Origin of the sequence: Nonomuraea sp. NPDC049607, from assembly GCF_040675375.1 — a bacterium.
Taxonomy (GTDB): domain Bacteria; phylum Actinomycetota; class Actinomycetes; order Streptosporangiales; family Streptosporangiaceae; genus Nonomuraea.
In genome coordinates this window covers 37,179-53,923 of record NZ_JBFAOV010000013.1, presented here as the reverse complement: position 1 = coordinate 53,923, position 16,745 = coordinate 37,179, and the positions used below count along the sequence as shown (strand labels likewise).

General features: G+C 69.6%; 17 protein-coding genes. 8 read left to right on the top strand and 9 right to left on the bottom strand.

What is annotated here, in order from left to right; all coding sequences use genetic code 11:
• On the top strand, positions 1 to 759 hold the full coding sequence (locus AB0J97_RS25185) for a hypothetical protein (protein ID WP_357706067.1): 759 nt from the start codon (positions 1 to 3) through the stop codon (positions 757 to 759).
• A gap of 512 nt (positions 760 to 1,271) precedes the next feature.
• On the opposite strand, the gene AB0J97_RS25180 is transcribed toward AB0J97_RS25185, so the two are convergent.
• The 3 genes from AB0J97_RS25180 to AB0J97_RS25170 form a co-directional block, all read right to left on the bottom strand.
• Positions 1,272 to 1,586: a hypothetical protein gene (locus tag AB0J97_RS25180; RefSeq protein WP_364092465.1), complete on the bottom strand. Its 315-nt coding sequence runs from the start codon at positions 1,584 to 1,586 to the stop codon at positions 1,272 to 1,274.
• A 271-nt stretch (positions 1,587 to 1,857) separates the two neighbouring features.
• A complete protein-coding gene (locus AB0J97_RS25175; protein WP_364092463.1) occupies positions 1,858 to 4,206 on the bottom strand; it encodes an aminopeptidase in 2,349 nt (782 codons plus the stop codon).
• A complete protein-coding gene (locus AB0J97_RS25170) occupies positions 4,203 to 4,712 on the bottom strand; it encodes a helix-turn-helix domain-containing protein (protein ID WP_364092461.1) in 510 nt (169 codons plus the stop codon). Before AB0J97_RS25170 ends, AB0J97_RS25175 begins: the two co-directional genes overlap by 4 nt.
• A gap of 92 nt (positions 4,713 to 4,804) precedes the next feature.
• Between AB0J97_RS25170 and AB0J97_RS25165 the strand changes: the two genes are divergently transcribed.
• From AB0J97_RS25165 to AB0J97_RS25155, 3 genes are all read left to right on the top strand, one after another.
• The gene (locus AB0J97_RS25165; RefSeq protein ID WP_364092460.1) at positions 4,805 to 5,635 is read left to right on the top strand and encodes an MBL fold metallo-hydrolase; all 831 of its coding nucleotides are present in this window, start codon (positions 4,805 to 4,807) and stop codon (positions 5,633 to 5,635) included.
• A 759-nt stretch (positions 5,636 to 6,394) separates the two neighbouring features.
• Entirely contained in the window at positions 6,395 to 7,057 is a 663-nt protein-coding gene (locus AB0J97_RS25160; protein WP_364092456.1) for an SRPBCC domain-containing protein, read from the top strand.
• Between the two features lie 47 nt (positions 7,058 to 7,104).
• Positions 7,105 to 7,800 (top strand): DUF998 domain-containing protein, encoded by a 696-nt coding sequence (locus tag AB0J97_RS25155; RefSeq protein WP_364092454.1) that lies wholly within the window; start codon positions 7,105 to 7,107, stop codon positions 7,798 to 7,800.
• Positions 7,801 to 7,945: 145 nt separating this feature from the next.
• On the opposite strand, the gene AB0J97_RS25150 is transcribed toward AB0J97_RS25155, so the two are convergent.
• Positions 7,946 to 8,134, bottom strand: a complete 189-nt coding sequence (locus AB0J97_RS25150) for an integrase core domain-containing protein (RefSeq protein ID WP_364092752.1) — start codon at positions 8,132 to 8,134, stop codon at positions 7,946 to 7,948.
• Between the two features lie 501 nt (positions 8,135 to 8,635).
• Entirely contained in the window at positions 8,636 to 8,902 is a 267-nt protein-coding gene (locus tag AB0J97_RS25145) for a hypothetical protein (RefSeq protein WP_364092452.1), read from the bottom strand.
• A 389-nt stretch (positions 8,903 to 9,291) separates the two neighbouring features.
• Here AB0J97_RS25145 and AB0J97_RS25140 point away from each other — a divergent pair, with 389 nt between their 5' ends.
• Positions 9,292 to 9,843: a hypothetical protein gene (locus tag AB0J97_RS25140; RefSeq protein ID WP_364092450.1), complete on the top strand. Its 552-nt coding sequence runs from the start codon at positions 9,292 to 9,294 to the stop codon at positions 9,841 to 9,843.
• 214 nt (positions 9,844 to 10,057) lie between these two features.
• Here AB0J97_RS25140 and AB0J97_RS25135 read toward each other — a convergent pair whose 3' ends face one another.
• Both AB0J97_RS25135 and AB0J97_RS25130 read right to left on the bottom strand, forming a co-directional pair.
• Complete coding sequence (locus AB0J97_RS25135) at positions 10,058 to 10,678, bottom strand: response regulator transcription factor (protein ID WP_364092448.1); 621 nt, start codon at positions 10,676 to 10,678, stop codon at positions 10,058 to 10,060.
• On the bottom strand, positions 10,666 to 11,877 hold the full coding sequence (locus tag AB0J97_RS25130; RefSeq protein ID WP_364092446.1) for a sensor domain-containing protein: 1,212 nt from the start codon (positions 11,875 to 11,877) through the stop codon (positions 10,666 to 10,668). Before AB0J97_RS25130 ends, AB0J97_RS25135 begins: the two co-directional genes overlap by 13 nt.
• Positions 11,878 to 12,093: 216 nt before the next feature.
• Between AB0J97_RS25130 and AB0J97_RS25125 the strand changes: the two genes are divergently transcribed.
• Both AB0J97_RS25125 and AB0J97_RS25120 read left to right on the top strand, forming a co-directional pair.
• Positions 12,094 to 12,324: a hypothetical protein gene (locus tag AB0J97_RS25125; RefSeq protein ID WP_364092445.1), complete on the top strand. Its 231-nt coding sequence runs from the start codon at positions 12,094 to 12,096 to the stop codon at positions 12,322 to 12,324.
• A 14-nt stretch (positions 12,325 to 12,338) separates the two neighbouring features.
• Positions 12,339 to 12,830 carry a hypothetical protein gene (locus tag AB0J97_RS25120; RefSeq protein ID WP_364092443.1) on the top strand — a complete coding sequence of 164 codons (492 nt, stop codon included), beginning with the start codon at positions 12,339 to 12,341 and terminating at the stop codon, positions 12,828 to 12,830.
• 263 nt (positions 12,831 to 13,093) lie between these two features.
• On the opposite strand, the gene AB0J97_RS25115 is transcribed toward AB0J97_RS25120, so the two are convergent.
• Both AB0J97_RS25115 and AB0J97_RS25110 read right to left on the bottom strand, forming a co-directional pair.
• Positions 13,094 to 15,871: a hypothetical protein gene (locus AB0J97_RS25115; RefSeq protein WP_364092441.1), complete on the bottom strand. Its 2,778-nt coding sequence runs from the start codon at positions 15,869 to 15,871 to the stop codon at positions 13,094 to 13,096.
• A gap of 330 nt (positions 15,872 to 16,201) precedes the next feature.
• Positions 16,202 to 16,366 carry a hypothetical protein gene (locus AB0J97_RS25110; RefSeq protein ID WP_364092439.1) on the bottom strand — a complete coding sequence of 55 codons (165 nt, stop codon included), beginning with the start codon at positions 16,364 to 16,366 and terminating at the stop codon, positions 16,202 to 16,204.
• 49 nt (positions 16,367 to 16,415) lie between these two features.
• Here AB0J97_RS25110 and AB0J97_RS25105 point away from each other — a divergent pair, with 49 nt between their 5' ends.
• Entirely contained in the window at positions 16,416 to 16,541 is a 126-nt protein-coding gene (locus AB0J97_RS25105; RefSeq protein ID WP_364092437.1) for a hypothetical protein, read from the top strand.
• Positions 16,542 to 16,745: the final 204 nt, after the last annotated feature.

Genomic DNA, 16,745 nt, shown 5'->3' with positions numbered 1-16,745 from the left:
ATGGAATCCCTGCTCGAACGCGCGCGGACCGCGTACGTGCCCGTCATCGCTCTCACCGACGAAGAGCTCACCGTGCTCGACGGCCCCGACGCCGACCAGCTCGCCCCCCGCCCCTGGTACGACTCCCAGGATCCGGCAGCCAGGGACACCGCCTGCATGGTGGCCCTGCGCAGCCTGGTCGCGCGCGGCATCGCCCGCCCGGAGCCGACCGGCGAGGGCGACGACGACGTCGCGCTGCTGCTGTCCGACGACCTGCAGGACCTGCTCGCCGCCCGCCGTACGCCCCGGCACGTCGTGATGGCCGAGCGGATCCTCGCCGACAGCAGGCAGGCCCGCGTCTTCTACGTCGGCCCCGGGCCCGTGGCCGTGGAGGAGAACGTCAACGAGAGCGGCCTGCACGGCCTGGCCATCGGGCCGATCGAGCGGCTGGCCGAACGGTTCGCCGAGTTCTGCGACCCGCACGCGGGAGCCGGGCAGCGGCAGGGGAACGGGCTGCGGCGGGTCGCGCTCACCGACATCGCGCGCGGCGTGGGCCAGGACATCTTCGCCGAGGCCCTGGCGATCACCCAGATCAGCCACCACCGCCTCGGCCCGGCCGACGAAGTCGAGGAGACACGCTGGACGATCTACGCGCCACAGGGCCGCGTGGTGTTGGCCGAACCTGAGGCGGACGGCGAGGACGGCGTGCTCGTCCTGACCGATCTCGGGCCGCGCGAGCTCCGCGAACACCTCCTCGACCTGCTCCGCCCATCTGTCTGAGCCCCCACGGCCCCACCCTGAACGGCCTGCCACCCGCCGGCCGCGTACCCGACCTCACTGGACAGAACAACTGGCGACGCGCGACGCCGTGCTCGTCAGCGCGGGACTCGACGCGGTGACGACCGCCGCCGCTGTCCGAGGGACACATGCCAGGTCAGAGCAGGTGAGGCAATTTGTTGACCTGCGGCGATACGGGCTTGGGGATCGGACGGAATTTAGGTTCTGATCGGTCGGGACCGCCCATGTACCGGATGACAAGAACCATTGTGGCTGGCCGAACCGTGCGGCGGAGATGATGTCGCTGACACCCATGCTGGTCATCTGGGGGCGGTGAGGGCGGCGTTCTTGAGCCGCGCCAGACCGTGGACCTCGCCATCCACCTGTAGCAGCTGCACGACGCCCGAGCCCGTGGCGAGCGTCCTCCCGCTGATGCCCTGCTCGGCCTGCCACCTTGTCGGGCGGTCGGCTCATATGCCGGCGGGCCTTCGGTCAGAAGGCCCGCCACGCCGAACTCACCTCAGAATGTAGAGGCGGTGGACCGGCCCCACCAGGATCTTCTTACACTTGTAGTCCTTCGCGTAGCGGACGGCCTTGTAGTAGCGCCCCGCGACCTGGCACGCCTGCTTAACGGCGAATACTCCCGAGAAATGCCACTTTGCCGCCGCGGTAGCCGTCGCAGCAGTCGAGGCAGAGGTGAGGGAGACGGAGACGCTGCTCGTGACGGCAGGGCTTGCCTGGGCGGAGGCCGCCGAGATGCCCGCTACGCCCGGCGCCAACGAGACCGCCACAGCTGCGGTGAGCGCTGCCGTGATCATACGAACCTGCATGACGATCGCTTCCTCTCACGAAATGGATGAGCACCTTGCCTGACGTTGCGGTGCAACAGTCGGGCGGATCATGTGGAGAATTCGTTGAGGATGTGTTGACTCCGTGTCATTGAGCACGTTGCTCGGGGACCGCACGGTACTTCAGTCGGCCGCCGTTGCGAGCGGCCTCCCGGCTCACCGTGGATACCGGGGGGCCGATCATCACGGCGGGGGAGACTTCCTCGGGCCACCCAACAGCCCTCAAGTCGACCCTTCTCACTCTGGCAGGGCGTCAGAACTCCCAGGTGTCGTCGCGCAGGAGCACCACCTTCCCGCCGGGCCCCAGCCCGGTGACGGTGACGTCCGGGCCGCCCACCATGAAGTCGACGTGCACGCGCGAGGTGTTCACGCCTGCCGCGTCCAGCCGTGCGGGGTCGTCCGTGCGCAGGTGGGCGGGCACGCCCGGAGGCAGCCCGGCGCCCCAGGCCAGGTGGCAGGTGGCGTTCTCGTCCAGAAGGGTCTCCAGGTAGGTGATGCCGCTTTCGCCCACCCGCGAGGAACGGTCGACCAGAGCGAGCTCGCCCAGCCGGGCCGCTCCCGCGTCGGTGGCCTGGTGTGCGCGGACGACGTCGGCTCCGGTGCTCGCTCTCACGTCGGTCACGACGCCATCGGCGAAGGTCAGCTCCAGGTCGCGGATGAGGGTGCCGTCGAGGGACAGCGGCCGGGTGGCGCGGACCGTACCGGTGACGCGCCGGTAGTCAGGGGTGGTGAATACTTCCTCGGTCGGCAGGTTGGCCTGGAACGGGCGGCCATTGACGTCCTCCAGGCGGGCGGCGGTCCAGTGGGCGTCCGGGAGCAGTCCGATGGTCAGGTCGGTGCCGGGGCCCTCGAACCGCACGGCGTCCAGGCGCATCTCGGTGAGCCGTCGAGCGCGATCGAGCAGTTCGGCGATGCGCTGCCGCCACGCCTCGCGCGGATCGGGCTCGTCCAGACGGAGGATGCGGCGCAGGTGCCGCCACAGCGTGGCCTGGTCGGGTTCGCCGAAGACGGCACGGGCCCACTCGGGGGTGGGGTAGGGGACGATCGTCCAGCGGACCAGGTTGTTGAGCTGGAGCCGCTGCCGTGAGGTCAGCGACGGCATGCGGTCCAGTCCGACGCGGATCGGATCCAGCCCGGCCAGGAGGTCGGGGGCAGAGGCGCCGCGGACGTTGACGATGATGCCGCCGTTCCGCCCCAGTTCGTCGTTGCGGGCGTCGAGCCACGAGGGCACCTCGGCCAGGCTCGCGGTGTTGGCGTGCCGGAGTCGGGATCGTTTGGCGTGCGGATCGAAGTACCAGATGTCGGCGTAGCGGGCGCCTCTGGCGTAGGCGGCCTCGGCCAGGGCGCGGGCGAGCGGGGCGTGCTCGATCTCGGCGTTGATCAGCACCCGGTCGTCCGCCAGCAGGGGCACGGCCACGTCGAACACGACGTCGGCATAGCCGGACAGGTCAGCGGGGGGAATGGTCAAGGGGGGCTCCTTCTGTTCGTTGTGGCGCATGGGCAGGAACAGCAGCACTCCGGCGGCGGACACGGCGCCCACGAGGGCGAAGCCGCCGGCCAGGCCGAACCGGTCGGCGAGGACGCCGAGGGACAGGGCAGCGCTGAGGAATCCGACGTCGAAGAAGGCCGTCGTGGTGGCGACGGCGGATCCGCGCTCGCCGGCGGGCAGGCCGTGCACCGCCATCCTGAGGAAGGCGGGCAGCCCGAGGCCCTGCCCGGCGCCGATCAGCGCGATCGCGCACCATGTCCCGACCGGCGAGGGCCAGGCGGCAAGCAGGATCGATCCCGTCCCGGTCAGTAGGAGGGAGGCGACGGCCAGGCGCGTCGGGGCGGCCGTGGCGAGCAGGCGATGTCCGGCCAGTCGGACGGCGACGAGGACGCCGCCGTAGACCAGGAAATGGAGGCCGCCGGAGCCGCTGCCGAGCGCGGCGAGGTGCAGCGGCAGGAAGGCGCTGATGGCGGTGTAGCCCCACACGGAGGCCAGGTAGCCGAAGCCGGGTCGTAGAGCGGACGCGTGGTACAGCCGGGCCCGCCCGGTTCCCGGATCCGGGCCGGTCCTCTCCGTGTCAGGGCTCATGGTCTTCGGCAGGGTGAAGCCGAGCCCAGCCGACCCCAGCGCCACGGCCGCGGCGGTGATCCAGACGGCGGCGAACCCGGACGCGGCGTACAGTGTCTCGGCGATGACAGGCCCCGTGAGCAGGCCGGCGTTGACGACGACGGAGAAGTGGTTGATCGCCGCGCCGGGCCGCCGGTGGTCGCTGGCCAGAGTGGCGAGGCCCACGTAGGCGAGCGCCTCACCGAGGCCGGCGACGCCGCGCAGGACGAAGAAGAGCGGCAACTGTCCGACGGCGAGCAGCGCGAGGGACGTGCCGGACAGCAGCAGCGCGCCCGCGCACAGGGCCGTGCGGCGTCCGGCCCTGTCGGCCACCCGTCCGGCCATCGGGCGGGCGAGCACCCCGGCCGCCGCGGTGACGGCCAGCGAGACGCCCACCATGCCCGCCTGCTGGCCCAGCGGGCCAGTGAGGTACCGCGGAACCGCCGGGACGAGCAGTCCGATCGACAGGAACGCGCCGGCCGCGCAGCCGAGCAGGCGGCCGATCATCGTTCGTCACGTAATTCGAGCAGGATCGCGGTCATGCTGACCTTGACGCCGTCGTGCGGCGGTCCGGCTTTGTCGTGCAGGAGCGCCACGGCCTGGTCGATCAGGCCGACGATCTCCTCCCAGACGGGCCTGGCCAGCCACACCTCGGCGTCCATGGACGTGCGCCGGCGATCGGCCTCAGCCAGACGCCTGGCCAGGTCGGTGCTCATCGCCTGGTGGAGGAGTTGCCGTCCCTCGGACCGGTCGAGGCGCTCGCCGCTGGATGGGTCGTACCGGTAGCGCAGGTGCGGGCGGCCCTTGCCTGCCCGCGGACGCTCGTCCGTCTGCTGGAGGAAGCCCGCTTTGACCAACTGGCGCAGGTGGTAGCTGGCCGAGGCGTGCGCGATGCCGAGTTCGTCGGCGACCTCGGTGGCCGACATCGACGCGCCGGTGAGCAGCGACACGATGCGGATACGCAGCGGGTTGGCCAGGGCGCGCAGGGGAACAAGGTCATCCCGATTTTCCAAAGGCACCTTGGGATACTAATTTTCCCAACAGCTCTTGGGAAGAGGTGGCTTGCCGGTCTGCCGGAACGAGCGACATCCGTTAGGGTTCACCGATGCTGCTGACGATCCTTGGCGGATGCGGTGCGTGGCCGGCGGCGGGCCAGGCCTGCAGTGGTTACCTCGTGGAGCACGACGGGTTCAGGCTGCTCGTCGACCTTGGATCTGGGACGGTGCCGCGACTGCTGGAACGGGTCGACGCCGATCAGATCGATGCGGTGTTCATCAGTCACGGACATCCCGACCACTGCGCCGACCTGAACCCGCTGCTCCGGGCGCGCACAATGCGTGATGACCCGCCGGCGCCGTTGCCGGTGTACTCGCTGCCCGGCGCCCTGGACGCGGTGCTCGCGCTGGACCGCCCGGGAGTGCTGACCGACGCCTACGTCCTGCACGAGTTCACCGACGGCAGCAGATTCGACATCGGTCCGTTTCGCACACAGACTCGCCTGCTGCCGCACTCGGTACCCAATGCCGGCATACGGCTGGCAGCGGGCGGACGGGTGCTCGCGTATACCGGCGACAGCGGCCCGAGCCCCGACAGGGTGGAACTGGCGCGTGACGCTGACCTGCTACTCGCCGAGGCCACCTATGTGAACCAGGTCCCGGAGGATGCCCGACGTCACCTGACCAGCGCCCGTCAGGCAGGCCGGCAAGCGCTGGAAGCCCATGTCCGGCACCTGCTGCTGACGCACCTGCAGCCAGGCGCGGACACCTCGGCCGCGCGAGCCGCCGCCCGGGCCGAATACGACGGTGAGATCGGCATCGCCATGTCCGGTCTCACCGTCGACCTCTCGTGCGCCAAGGTCGCGGGGATCGAAGAACGTTCACCGGACGCAGGCTTGGACAGAACTCCACCCTGTGGGAGCCCGAAACCCGGCCGTTGAGGTTGACCTGGGGTTCGGCGTTCCTGTCCTGGCGGGCATGATCGCTGTTCATGGCGGTGCGGTTGCCATCTGATCTTCGTCAAGCCAAGCCGGCGCACGTTGTGATCAGCAGGGCGATCCGGATGACCTGCGTGGACGACATTGTCGGCAAGGAACGCCTACGCGAGCACGAACACTTTCACAACCAGCACCGCGCCCACCGTCCTGAATCAAGCAGCCCCGCTGCGTCCCCTCGTGGACCCGATCACGGACCCTGAGCGAACCACCAGCCTGAACATACGCCGACAGACCGGCTCGACGGCGTCCTCTACAAAGATCCGCATGCCGCTTGAACTGCATTGATGAGATTTCCGGCAAGGTGCAGAGTCGACCAGCCCGCCTCGCGCGACCCAGTCGAACTCACCACACAAGCAGAATCACAGAAGTCGATCGCCTGGTTACACCACTCCACGGACGACATCCTGACCGATCGCAACTACATCAGGATTGACTTATATAAGTTGCGACTGAAATTATGGCTCCTGCGCGCACTCGACGTGGTCGGCGGCGCTGTCGGCATCTTCGGTGCCCGTACGGCGCCGACTCCAACCACTCGGGGAAGTCGGCATCCAGTTGGAGCGCTTTCGCAAATTCTGGAGCCGGCACCTGGACGCGCGGGCCACTGAAGTCGCGCGTGGCCCGGCGCGAGCGCCGCCACCTGCTTGAGGAGACTCCGTCCGCTGAGGGACGACCAGGCTCGAACGACGAGAAGAAGGACGAATGATCGACATCGTCAATCAAATAGACGCCACCCAGCGGGAGATCGGCAACCAGTCGGTCGCCGTCGGCGCGGGACGCTCACTGCTGCTGCGGCGCACGTACGACGCCACGATCGAGGCCGTGTGGAGCGCCTGCACCGACCCCGACCGGATCAGCCGATGGCTCACCCTGATCGACGGCGACCTGCGGCTCGGCGGCACGTTCCAGCTCAAGGACAACGCCGGCGGGGAGATCCTGCGCTGTGAGAAGCCCCATCTGATCAAGGTGACCTGGGTATTGGGGGAGGGCATGCTCACCGAGGTCGAATTGCGCCTGGCGCCCGGCGGTGACGGCGGTGGGACCGTGCTGGAGCTGGAGCACGCCGCACCTGCCGAGATCGTCGATGAGATGGCACGTACGTACGGGCCCGGTACCACGATCGGCATAGGAGTCGGCTGGGACCTCGCGCTGCTCGGTCTCGACCTGTTCCTGCGCCGCGTCACGTTCGACCCCGCGACATGGGGCCACACGCCCGAGGCGAAGGAGTTCGTCACCGCCAGTTGCCACGCCTGGGGACCCACGGTCCAGGCCGCTTGGGGCGCCGGCGACGACGACTTCGCCGCGGCCGTCGCCTTCGCCGCGCAGCACTTCGCCCCCGAGACCGGCAGGGACGGCGACAGATGACCCGCCGCGCGGTGAGTCGTCCCGTTCTCAAGAGAGGAGCAGGCCGGATGACCGACCACCCCACCACCACAGCGGTCAGCAGGGCGACGCGGACGCTGCTGATGTGCGGCACCGTCGCCGGCCCGCTCTACATCATCGTGGTCCTGCTGCAGATGCTCACCAGGGACGGGTTCGACATCAGCCGGTACCCGGCCAGCATGCTGAGCAACGGCGACGAAGGGTGGATTCAGATCGCCAACTTCGCGGTCAGCGGCCTGCTGTTCGTGGCCGGAGCGGTCGGCCTGCACCGGGCTCGTGGTCCGGCGGGCTGGGGCGGCGCCTGGGGGCCGCGACTGGTCGGCGTCTTCGGCGCCGGGATGATCGCCGCTGCCTGCTTCTCCGCCGACCCTGCCGACGGCTTCCCGCCCGGGACGCCCGTCGGCTCGCCCACAAGCATGAGCACGCAGGCGATGCTGCACCTCCTCGTCTCCGGGATCGCCTTTCTCGCGCTGAACGCCGCGTGTCTCGTGTTCGGACGGCAGTTCGCGGCGGCCGGCCGTCGCCGCTGGGCCGCCTTCAGCAGGATGACCGGCGCGATCTTCGTGGCGGCCTGGATCTCGATCTTCGCGGCGCAGGGCTTCAGGGTGGCCAACGTCGCGTTCGCCCTGGCCATCGCGCTCAGCATGGCATGGGCGTCGCTCCTGGCCGCGTACCGGCTGGCTTCGACCCGACGTCATCGCGGCGTCGCCCTGACCGTGGTTTGAGCGGGCATCGACCATGTCACCACGCACCTGAGCCATCCGCAGCCAAGCACTCCCGAGCGCCACGGCTACCGGATCGAGTTCGAATGGCAAGACAGCGGTCCGCCCCGGAATGTCCTGGAGCTCCTGCTCGACCCCGTCGGAGTCATCATCGGTGGGAGCTCGAAGGCCGAGAGAGTGGTGCGGGCCTGTCTCGATTGTGATGATCGGCATATTCGCCCAGCACGGTGCGGAGGTGCCGCTCACCCAAGATCAGCAGCCTGCCGGTGCACTCCGTGCGTGCGGTGCGGACCCATCGCTCGGCGAACGCGTTGGTGCGTGGTGCGCGCGGCGGGATCTTCAGCGCCTGAATGTCGTCGCCTGTGAACCCCTCATCGAAGCCGCTGGTGAACCCTTAGCGGCCTGTGTCCTGATCGCCATCATCTCCTCTCCTGCTTCGTCGGCCCAGGCATCCGCCACGGCGGCCAACCCGTGCGGCCAGAGCTACGCCCTGCGCAGCAGTGTTCTGGTTAATCAGCGATGGGACTGGAACAAGAAGAACAGCCGGACCTTCGTGGCTCCGGTGGCCACGATCAACATCTACTCCCGCGCCGGGTGGGGCCGAAGAACACGAATCAAGCGCATTATCCTGCAGGTGCACTGGCCGACCAAGCCCGACCAAGCCCGACCAAGGCTCCCAGGATCTCTACGGCGAGTGGTTCGACGCCAAAGACGTCGAGATCACCTCCCAATCGGCGGCTGGGCCGATCATTGTCAGCGTTCGCCGGTGTGTGACGGCCCCGCCGAGAAACACTCCGACGCCGTGCCCGTTGACTAGGAGCCACTAGCTAGGCGGTCGTCAGTTTCGCCAGGCGATCTTCTGCCCCCCGTTGTTCCCTCCCTCGCACCAGTATTCGGTTACCGTGATGAAGGTGAGCCCGGCAGGGTCGTTTTCGTTGTAGGTGTCGGGATCATATGCCTGGACTTGCCTCGGCACTGCTGCGCCACCGTAGTCGTTGCAGTCGGCGAAGCTGATGTCTGCGCTGGCGGGAGCGGCCACACTGAGTGCGGCGGCGGCTCCCAGAGCAGCGGTGATGACGGTAAGTCGCGTGATGCGCGTGAGCACTTGGGGCATCCTTTGGTCGGTGGAGCTATGGACACACCGACAGTAACTTAAAGTTATGGATAGTTACAGTTAGTAATTGCTGCGCCTGGAGACAGGGGCATCGGCCAAGGGTCGTGTTTCACGGCCGAAACCAGCAGCTTCGTCGCAGGTGTCGACCTCGGAACCGCCACGCCCTCCAGCGGGAGCAGCCCCCCGCCGGGGAGTCGGTGAGGCCGTCGTGCCGCGACATGGTCTTGGGCCATCGCCCCCCGGTAAGGATTACCCTACCTGTAGTAACTCTATGCAGTCTTGTAACTACTGAGTGTAGTCGCAATGGTGAGAGAGACCGCCCCGGGTGCATCAACGGCCATGACACCAGCACCCGGCCAGCCCCCCAAAGGAGAGTCACCTTGTCACCGATCCCACGCTCCCGCGTCGCCGCCCTGCTGGCCACCCTGATCGCCGTCACCGGCCTCATCTCCCTCACCACCCCCGCCGACGCCGCCGGAAGCCTCACCTGCGACACCTCCGGCACCATGTACTTCAAGCCCGGAGTGCAGATCGTCCCCCTCAAGCAGGACATCGAGATCCGCGGCGCCAACGGCTCCTGCCGCGACTCCACCGGCCTGGGCATCGACGAGGCCAGGCTCACCGCGAACTTCGGCGGCGTCTGGCTCACCTGCGAACTCGGCGGCGGCGGCACCGGCCACGGCACCGGCACCCTGGACTGGACCCTCAACGACGGCAGGAAGGCCCGCAGCGACCTGGACCTGAACTTCGAAAGCAACATCGCCAGCGAGGTGACCCTGTCCGGGCAGGTCGTCGGCGGCCCCCTCGACGGCGAGAAATTCTCCGCCCACCTGCACGCCGATCTGTTCCGCGGCAGCCTCAAGTGCACCGTGGGCGGCCCCTTCGGCGGCGCCAAGAGCATCGGCTACCACGGCGACCTCACCGTCGGCTGAGCTCACCTCGCCCTGTCAGGGCAACCTGAGGCCACCCCCTGCAACAGCCAAGCCGGCCCGGAGTCGCCCGAGCCCTGCGTAGGGCGGCACCGTGGCCGGCGCCCCTGCAAGGGCCTGCGTCGCGAGGCCACCCGGCAGGCGGCTGGGAGGAGACATCGTGATCAGCGGCCATGACGTGATCCCCAGTCACAACATTCTGTTCATCACGCTCGATTCACTTCGCTTCGATACGGCGCGGGTCGTCGGGGTGCAGGCCGAGCTTGAGGAAGATGTTGCGGATGTGCTTGTGCACGGCTTTGTCGGTGACGAAAAGCCGCTCGGCGATGGCCGTATTGCCGAGCCCTTCGGCCATCAGCGCCAGCACCTCGCGTTCGCGGGGGCTGAGCCGCCGCATGACATCGACGGCGCGCCGACGGGTGAACAACTGGGCGACGACTTCCGGATCGATCGCGGTGCCGCCGGCGACCACCCGGTGCAGCGCGTCCAGGAACTCCTGGACTCTTCCGACCCGCTCCTTGAGCAGGTAGCCGATGCCGCCGACGCCGTCGGCGAGCAGGTCGGCGGCAAACGACTCCTCGACGTAGGCCGACAGGACCAGCACCGCCAGCGGCGGATGCAGCCGCCGCGCCTGTACGGCGGCGCGGACGCCTTCGTCGGTGAAGGTCGGCGGCATCCGTACGTCGACCACGGCTACGTCCGGCCGGTGCTCGGCCACCACCGCCAGGAACTCCTCCGGCGTCGGCACGGCCGCGACCAGATCGAACCCGCGGGCGGTCAGCAGCAGGGTGAGGCCTTCGCGCAGCAGCGCGTCGTCCTCCGCGATCACGATGCGCATGGCAGTTCGATCTCCAGGACTGTCGGCCCGCCGATCGGGCTGGTCAGGGTCATGGTTCCGTCGTGGGCCTCGACACGCCGCCGGATCCCGGTCAGGCCGGTGCCCGCGCCGACGGCCGCCCCGCCCTGGCCGTCGTCACCGACCTGAAGCCTCAGCACGTCTCCTGAGCGGCTGACACTGACGGACGCGGTGGCGGCGCAGCCGTGCCGGGCGGTGTTGGTGAGGGCCTCGGCAGCGATGAAGTAGGCGGTGCTCTCGACCGCGACGGGAAGGTGGCCGAGTTCGGCCACCGTGACCTGGCAGGGTACGGGGCAGTCGGCCGCCAGCGAGGTGAGGGCGCCGGCCAGGCCGTGCTCTTCCAGCACCGGCGGCAGGATCCCCCGAATCGCGGTCCGAAGCTCGCCCAGCGCCTGTTCGGCGGCGCTCTGGGCCCGGTCGATGGCTCCCTCCGCGCTCGCGGGATCGCGCGTCAGCGCATCGCGCGCCACGCCGAGGAGCACAGCCACGCCGATGAGCCGGTTCTGGGTGCCATCATGCAGCGCCCGCTCGATGCGGCGCAGTTCGGCGGCGTGCGCCTGCAGGGCGCCCGCGCGGCTCGCCGACAGCCGGGCGAGGCGTTCCGACAGGTCCACCGACGGGTGCGGGCCGAGCAGCCGCAGCCCCGGCAGGGCCTGCAGGCGAGCCATCGCCGGGCCGAGACCGACGAGGATGGCCGCCCAGCTGACGCCCATCAGGCTGACCGCCAGCGCGGCCGGCCAGGTATGCACTGGGAAGCCCAGGGACGTTCCGGTCTCGTCGGGTGGAAGCAGCCGCCACCACAGCGGGAAGCTCAGGTCGCGCACGGCCAGGACCGGCAGCACGACTCCCACAAGGCCCAGCAACAGGCCCATGCTGGCGTGGCAGGCGAGCCAGCGCAGGTCACGCCAGGTCGCCGGGTCATGGGCGGCCGCGCGGGTACGGCCGGCCCAGCCAGTGGCGGGGCCGGCGGCGTACGGGCTGATCACCTGGTGCCGCCATCGGCCGAGCCGCGCGCGCTCACGTTCGGCGACCAGCCGTACCAGCGAGACCATGAACGGCAGAAGCAGTAGTCCGACACCCACCACGCTCGCCGCCACCGCCACCGCGAGCCCGGCCACGGCGAACAACGCGAGCAGGCTCGTTCCCAGGCCTCCGGCGAGCCGCTCCACTGCCTCGAGCACATCCCGCGGGCTGGTCCCGCGCCTGCCCGGCACGTCGTTGCTGATGACAACCCCCTTCAGGTCTGTTTCGAACTGTATGTCCAGACGCGGGCGTGACGTGTGGAGGGATGCGGAAGGTAGAGCCTGCACCACCGGGACTCGGGTGCATGCGTCCTGTCGGCGAAAGCGCCGCCTCTTCTAGCGTCAGGAGGGCTCGTTGACGAAGGGAACACCGCCATGCCCGACCCGTACCGTGACCAGAGCGCCGCGCGGCAACGCCCGTCCTCCTTCGGCCGCCGCGTGCTGCGCGCTCTGCTGTGGACCGTGATGGTGCTGAGCGCTGCCGCGAACGCGGTCGCCTCGCTGTCGGGCATGTCGACCCCGGTGCGACTGGTTTTCGGCGTGACGGCGGCGCTGTGCGTGCTCGCGCTGGTCGTCGACAGCGTGCGCGGACGTCGCCGCCGCTGAGCGAGGAGGTGGCCATGCCTTCCCTCTACCAGACGGTGGACGGCGCGACCTTGATGCCGAGTGTGGTGAGCTCTCCGTGGATCCGCCGATGGCCCCAGCTCGGGTTCTCCCGGACCAAGCGCAGAATGCGGGCGCGGATGGAGCGGACCGTTGGGCCGGCAGATACGGCCGTGACGCGTCTCATCAGGTCGCGGTGCCGGCGCAGGACGGTGTCCCGGCCGGACGAGAAGCCGCAGGCGGTGCAGAACCTCACGCGGCAGCGAGGTGAGGAGAGCGGCGAGAAGGGCCCGGTCCTCGGGTGTGAATCGCACTCTCGTGTCAGCGCCGAGTTGGCGTTCAAGGACGGCGATCTGGTGACGCAGAACGAGAATTTCCATGTCCCTGTCCCGTTCACTCATGGGCAGCAGTCGCAGCGCGGCGAAAGCCAGGTCGAGACCGTGCTCAACGTCGTCGGACTCGGGCGGGTCATCCAGAGCGGTTCGCCGGGCTGGGCGGGGTCCTGCTGAACGATCCCCTGATGTTCGGCTACTGCTACACGCAGCTCACCGACGTCTTCCAGGAGCAGAACGGGATCTACCGCCTCGACCGTACGAGCAAGCTGGACGTGTCCCGGATCCGCGCGGCCCAGCTCCGCCCCGCCGCCACCGAAGCCGCCACCGAAGCCGCCACCGAAGCCGCCACCGAAGCCGCCACCGAAGCCGCCACCGAAGCCGCCACGGGGGCGGCCACCGAGGTGGCCACCGGGGGCGGCCACCTCGGAAGCACATGGCTAGCTCGCCAGACCCGAGTTGATCTCGGCGAGCACCTGGGTCGCCTTCGTGTAGCGGACGAGGTTGTCCAGCGCGGGCGGCTGCGCGAGGGTGGCCTGGGCGTGGCGGACGGCCTCGCCCACCGTCCGCACCCCCAGGGCCCGCGCGGTGAGGCCGTCCACGGCGGTGCCGGCGTTGATCCGGCGGCCGGCCAGGTTGAGCGTGGTGGCCAGCAGTTCGGCCCGCAGTGTGCGCGGCTGCGTCAGCGGCAGGGTGAGGACGGCGGTGGACTCCCGCAGGGAGAGCGCGCCGTTCGCAGCCGAGCCGTCGGCGCCGTCGAAGCGGTCGTCGGTGGCCTGGACGCGGGCGAGCGCCTCGGCGGTGCGCAGGTCGGGCCGCAGCGCCCAGAACGTGACCAGCCCCGGGTCGCGGCTGGGGGAGACGGTCGTGATCCGCGTTTCCGCCGTCGCGGCGGCGGGGCTGGTGGGGCACGGGCCGGAGCCGTCGGCGCTCAGCGAGACCGGCACGGTGACCGTCGCCGCGTCCAGGAGCAGCAGGCTCGGCCGCGCGGTGAAGGCGATCGTGCCGGTCCCCGTGCCGGCGGGCAGCGTGCCGATGGACCAGCGCAGCGTGGTGGTGCCGTCGGTGTTCCTGCTCACGGAGCCGGGGCGGGGCCCGGCGCCCTGGTCGAGCGCGGCGCTGTAGTAGAGGCCGGCGGGCAGCGTGGCGGTGAGCGTGGCGCCGGAGGCCGCGGCCCCGCCGGTGTTGCGGTAGGTCAGGGTGTAGGCGGCGGCCTCGCCGGCGTTGACGGTGGCGGGCGCGGTGGCCGCCACGCCGATCACCGACCGGTGCACCGTGGTGGACACCTCGGCGGTGTTGTCGGACAGGGTGCCGGTCTCGGCGTATCCGCGCTCATTGGTCCCCGACACGGCCGCCTTGTTCGTCAGGACCGTCCCGTCCGTGGTCGCACAGGGGATGTCGTAGGTGAACGTCTCCCGTGCGGAGCCGCCCGCCGGCACGTCGGACGTTGTGCGGTGGACGACGTCGCCGCCGGGCATCGTGTCGTCGATCTTCACCGCCGTGGCCGTGGCGGGTCCCTTGTTGCCCACGGCCACGGTGTAGGTGAGCCGGTCGCCGGGGGAGGCGTCCTGCCTGTCCACGGTCTTGGCGGCGGTGAGGTCGATCGGCGGGTTGAGACTCGCGGCGGCCTCGGCGGTGATCTCGGCGCTGCCCAGGCCGAGCACGCCCTTGTGCGCGCCATCCTCGAACCAGGGGCTCTCGCGGAAGTTGAGGTTCAGGTGGTCCCAGTCGTTCCAGGAGGTGAGGGTCTGCTTGGGGGAGACGGGGCAGGACGTGGTGTCGGGGCCCATGATGATGTGGTTGACGTCCCCGGACTGGCTCGTCGCGCGGGTGCCGTCGCCATTCCAGTCGACCGGCTTGTTGGCCGGCGTGGTCAGCGCGACTCCGGGTTTCCCGGCCACCACCGTCCCGTACACGACCGTCGCGCTACCCGCTCCCGGCAGGGCGTCGCCCACCTCGTCGAGACCCTGGTCCTCGTTCATGGGGGCGCGCTCCTGGGGCTGGTAGTCCAGGGGGCGGGACGCGGTGGACGCCGTGGGGAACTGGTAGGAGTAGTTCATGACGCTCAGGTAGTTCGGCTTGCAGTTGACGCTGTCCAGGCCGCCGTGCTGCAGCCCGAGCGTGTGGCCGAGCTCGTGCATGAACGTGCCCGCCTCCGCCGCGGTCTGGCCGCCGTTGGCGGTGATCCGCGTGTTGTCCCACGCGCCGAGCGAGATGACGAAGTCGTTGCCGCCCGGCAGGGCGACGCGGGCCAGGTGGGCCAGGTCGACGTGCTGCTGGGTGTCGTCGCCCGCCTCGGCCTGGCCCGATGTGGTGCCGAGGCCGGTCAGCCCGTGCACCGACACGGCGTAGCGGAACGCCAGCCGCTTGGCGCCCAGGATGTTCTCGCAGTTGCGTGAGATCCGGTCGAGCACGTCGCCGAAGTTCCCGTCGCAGGCGATGGCGGAGTCGCCGAACTTGACATCGTCGAAGTCGTCCCAGCTACCGGGGCTCTTGGTGTCGAACGTGATCCGCTCCGCCTCGCCGGCCCGCTCCCCGGTATGGACGTGCAGGGTGATGCCGTGCGCCGCGAAGGCGGTCACCACCTGGCTGATGGCGTTCGGGTCGAACTCCCTGGAGCGCTGGCAGTACGACGCCAGGCAGAACATCGCGTCCAGCTCGACGAAGATGTCCTTCTTGTTCGGGTCGGCGCTGTACGGGGGCTGGTTCAGCGCGAGATCGACCGTGCCGTCCTGGTCGTAGTCGATGCCGTTGATCTCCCAGTCGTCCAGCAGCCCGTCCTGGTCGGTGTCACGGCCGGTGTGCACCTTCAGGGTGGTGGAGCAGGTGCCGATCGTCGTGTCGCCCGACAGCGTCGAGGTGATGTCGATCCGCAGGCCGCTCGCGTCACCGAGGCCCTCCGCGTACGCCGGCGGCAGGTCGAACTCCCCCTGCACCAGCCCCGTCTCGGCGGATAACAACTGCCGGTAGAACGGCGTGGCGTGCCAGTAGTGGAACCCGGCCTCCACCGTGGCGGTGAACCAGCCGCTCTCCTGACTGTCGTTGAGGAAGGTGATACGGGCACGGGGCCGCTCGCCCTCCGCGAGCGACAGGGGCGAGGTCCCGAGGAACTCGCACTCACCGTGCACTGCTGCGCCGTCGGCGTGCCCCGCGGGGGCGCCGAGCAGGGCGGCGACGACGAATAAGACGAGCGGCACGATCACGCGGCGGATAAGCATGGGCCGAGTGTCTGCGCCCGCGCTCGTGCCGTCATGAGTAACCCGTACTCATCCTGTTCCGGTGGCGGCCACAACCTGGCCGCCACCCCTGCGACGGTGGTTCCACCTGAGCGGGCTGAGGCTCCTGGACGCCGGCGGCATCCAGGCTCTGCTCAAGTGCGCCGACACCCGGGACGCGCAGCACCAGCGCGAGTTCCCCCGGAGTGACCCGCCCCAGAAGCCGCATCAGTTTCGGGCTCGGTCTGGCAGCACTTGGCCGGCCTGCTCGGCGGCTCCAAGGCGTGTCCACCCCGGACCGGAAACGCTTTCCCTCTCGCGGCAATGTCCCGGCTAGACCGTGACCACACTGTCGGCGTACCCCTGGACGAGCCGGAGATCGTGAGAGGCGAAGATCACGGCCGTGCCCCGCGTTTCCCGCAGCCCGGTCAGGACGTTCATGACCGCGCGGGCGGTGCCGTCGTCCAGGGCCGAGGTGACCTCGTCGCAGATCAGCACGTCGGGTAGAGTCCGGCCCCCCTTCGGCGTGACGATGATCGGAGCCGGCGTGCGGACGATTCCCGAGCACACCCTGCTCTTCGAACGGCTGACCAACGTGCTGGCCACCGCGGCGCCGGGGATCCGGTTCTGTTTCAACACCTCGCCGGAGACGACGATCGACGCGATCCGCTGAGATACGCGGGAGTGCCTGGTCGATGCAGGCGCCGCCCGGTAGCCATGGCGGAAGGTCCAACGGATCCAGCCTGGACGCGAGTTCGCGCCATCGCATCGACGGCCTGAGGCCCGAGAGCACGCGCAGGTCACCGACGTGGCCATCACCCACAACCACGAAGACGACGTGAGCGGCCTGATCACGCGGACGGTGCGGAGGCGTTCA

Bases quoted from the DNA above. Each gene is read 5' to 3' on its own strand.
- AB0J97_RS25185 (WP_357706067.1), top strand. From the start codon at position 1: ATGGAATCCCTGCTCGAACGCGCGCGGACCGCGTACGTGCCCGTCATC.
- AB0J97_RS25180 (WP_364092465.1), bottom strand. From the start codon at position 1,586: ATGCAGGTTCGTATGATCACGGCAGCGCTCACCGCAGCTGTGGCGGTC.
- AB0J97_RS25175 (WP_364092463.1), bottom strand. From the start codon at position 4,206: ATGATCGGCCGCCTGCTCGGCTGCGCGGCCGGCGCGTTCCTGTCGATC.
- AB0J97_RS25165 (WP_364092460.1), top strand. From the start codon at position 4,805: ATGCTGCTGACGATCCTTGGCGGATGCGGTGCGTGGCCGGCGGCGGGC.
- AB0J97_RS25160 (WP_364092456.1), top strand. From the start codon at position 6,395: ATGATCGACATCGTCAATCAAATAGACGCCACCCAGCGGGAGATCGGC.
- AB0J97_RS25155 (WP_364092454.1), top strand. From the start codon at position 7,105: ATGACCGACCACCCCACCACCACAGCGGTCAGCAGGGCGACGCGGACG.
- AB0J97_RS25135 (WP_364092448.1), bottom strand. From the start codon at position 10,678: ATGCGCATCGTGATCGCGGAGGACGACGCGCTGCTGCGCGAAGGCCTC.
- AB0J97_RS25125 (WP_364092445.1), top strand. From the start codon at position 12,094: ATGCCCGACCCGTACCGTGACCAGAGCGCCGCGCGGCAACGCCCGTCC.
- AB0J97_RS25120 (WP_364092443.1), top strand. From the start codon at position 12,339: ATGCCTTCCCTCTACCAGACGGTGGACGGCGCGACCTTGATGCCGAGT.
- AB0J97_RS25115 (WP_364092441.1), bottom strand. From the start codon at position 15,871: ATGCTTATCCGCCGCGTGATCGTGCCGCTCGTCTTATTCGTCGTCGCC.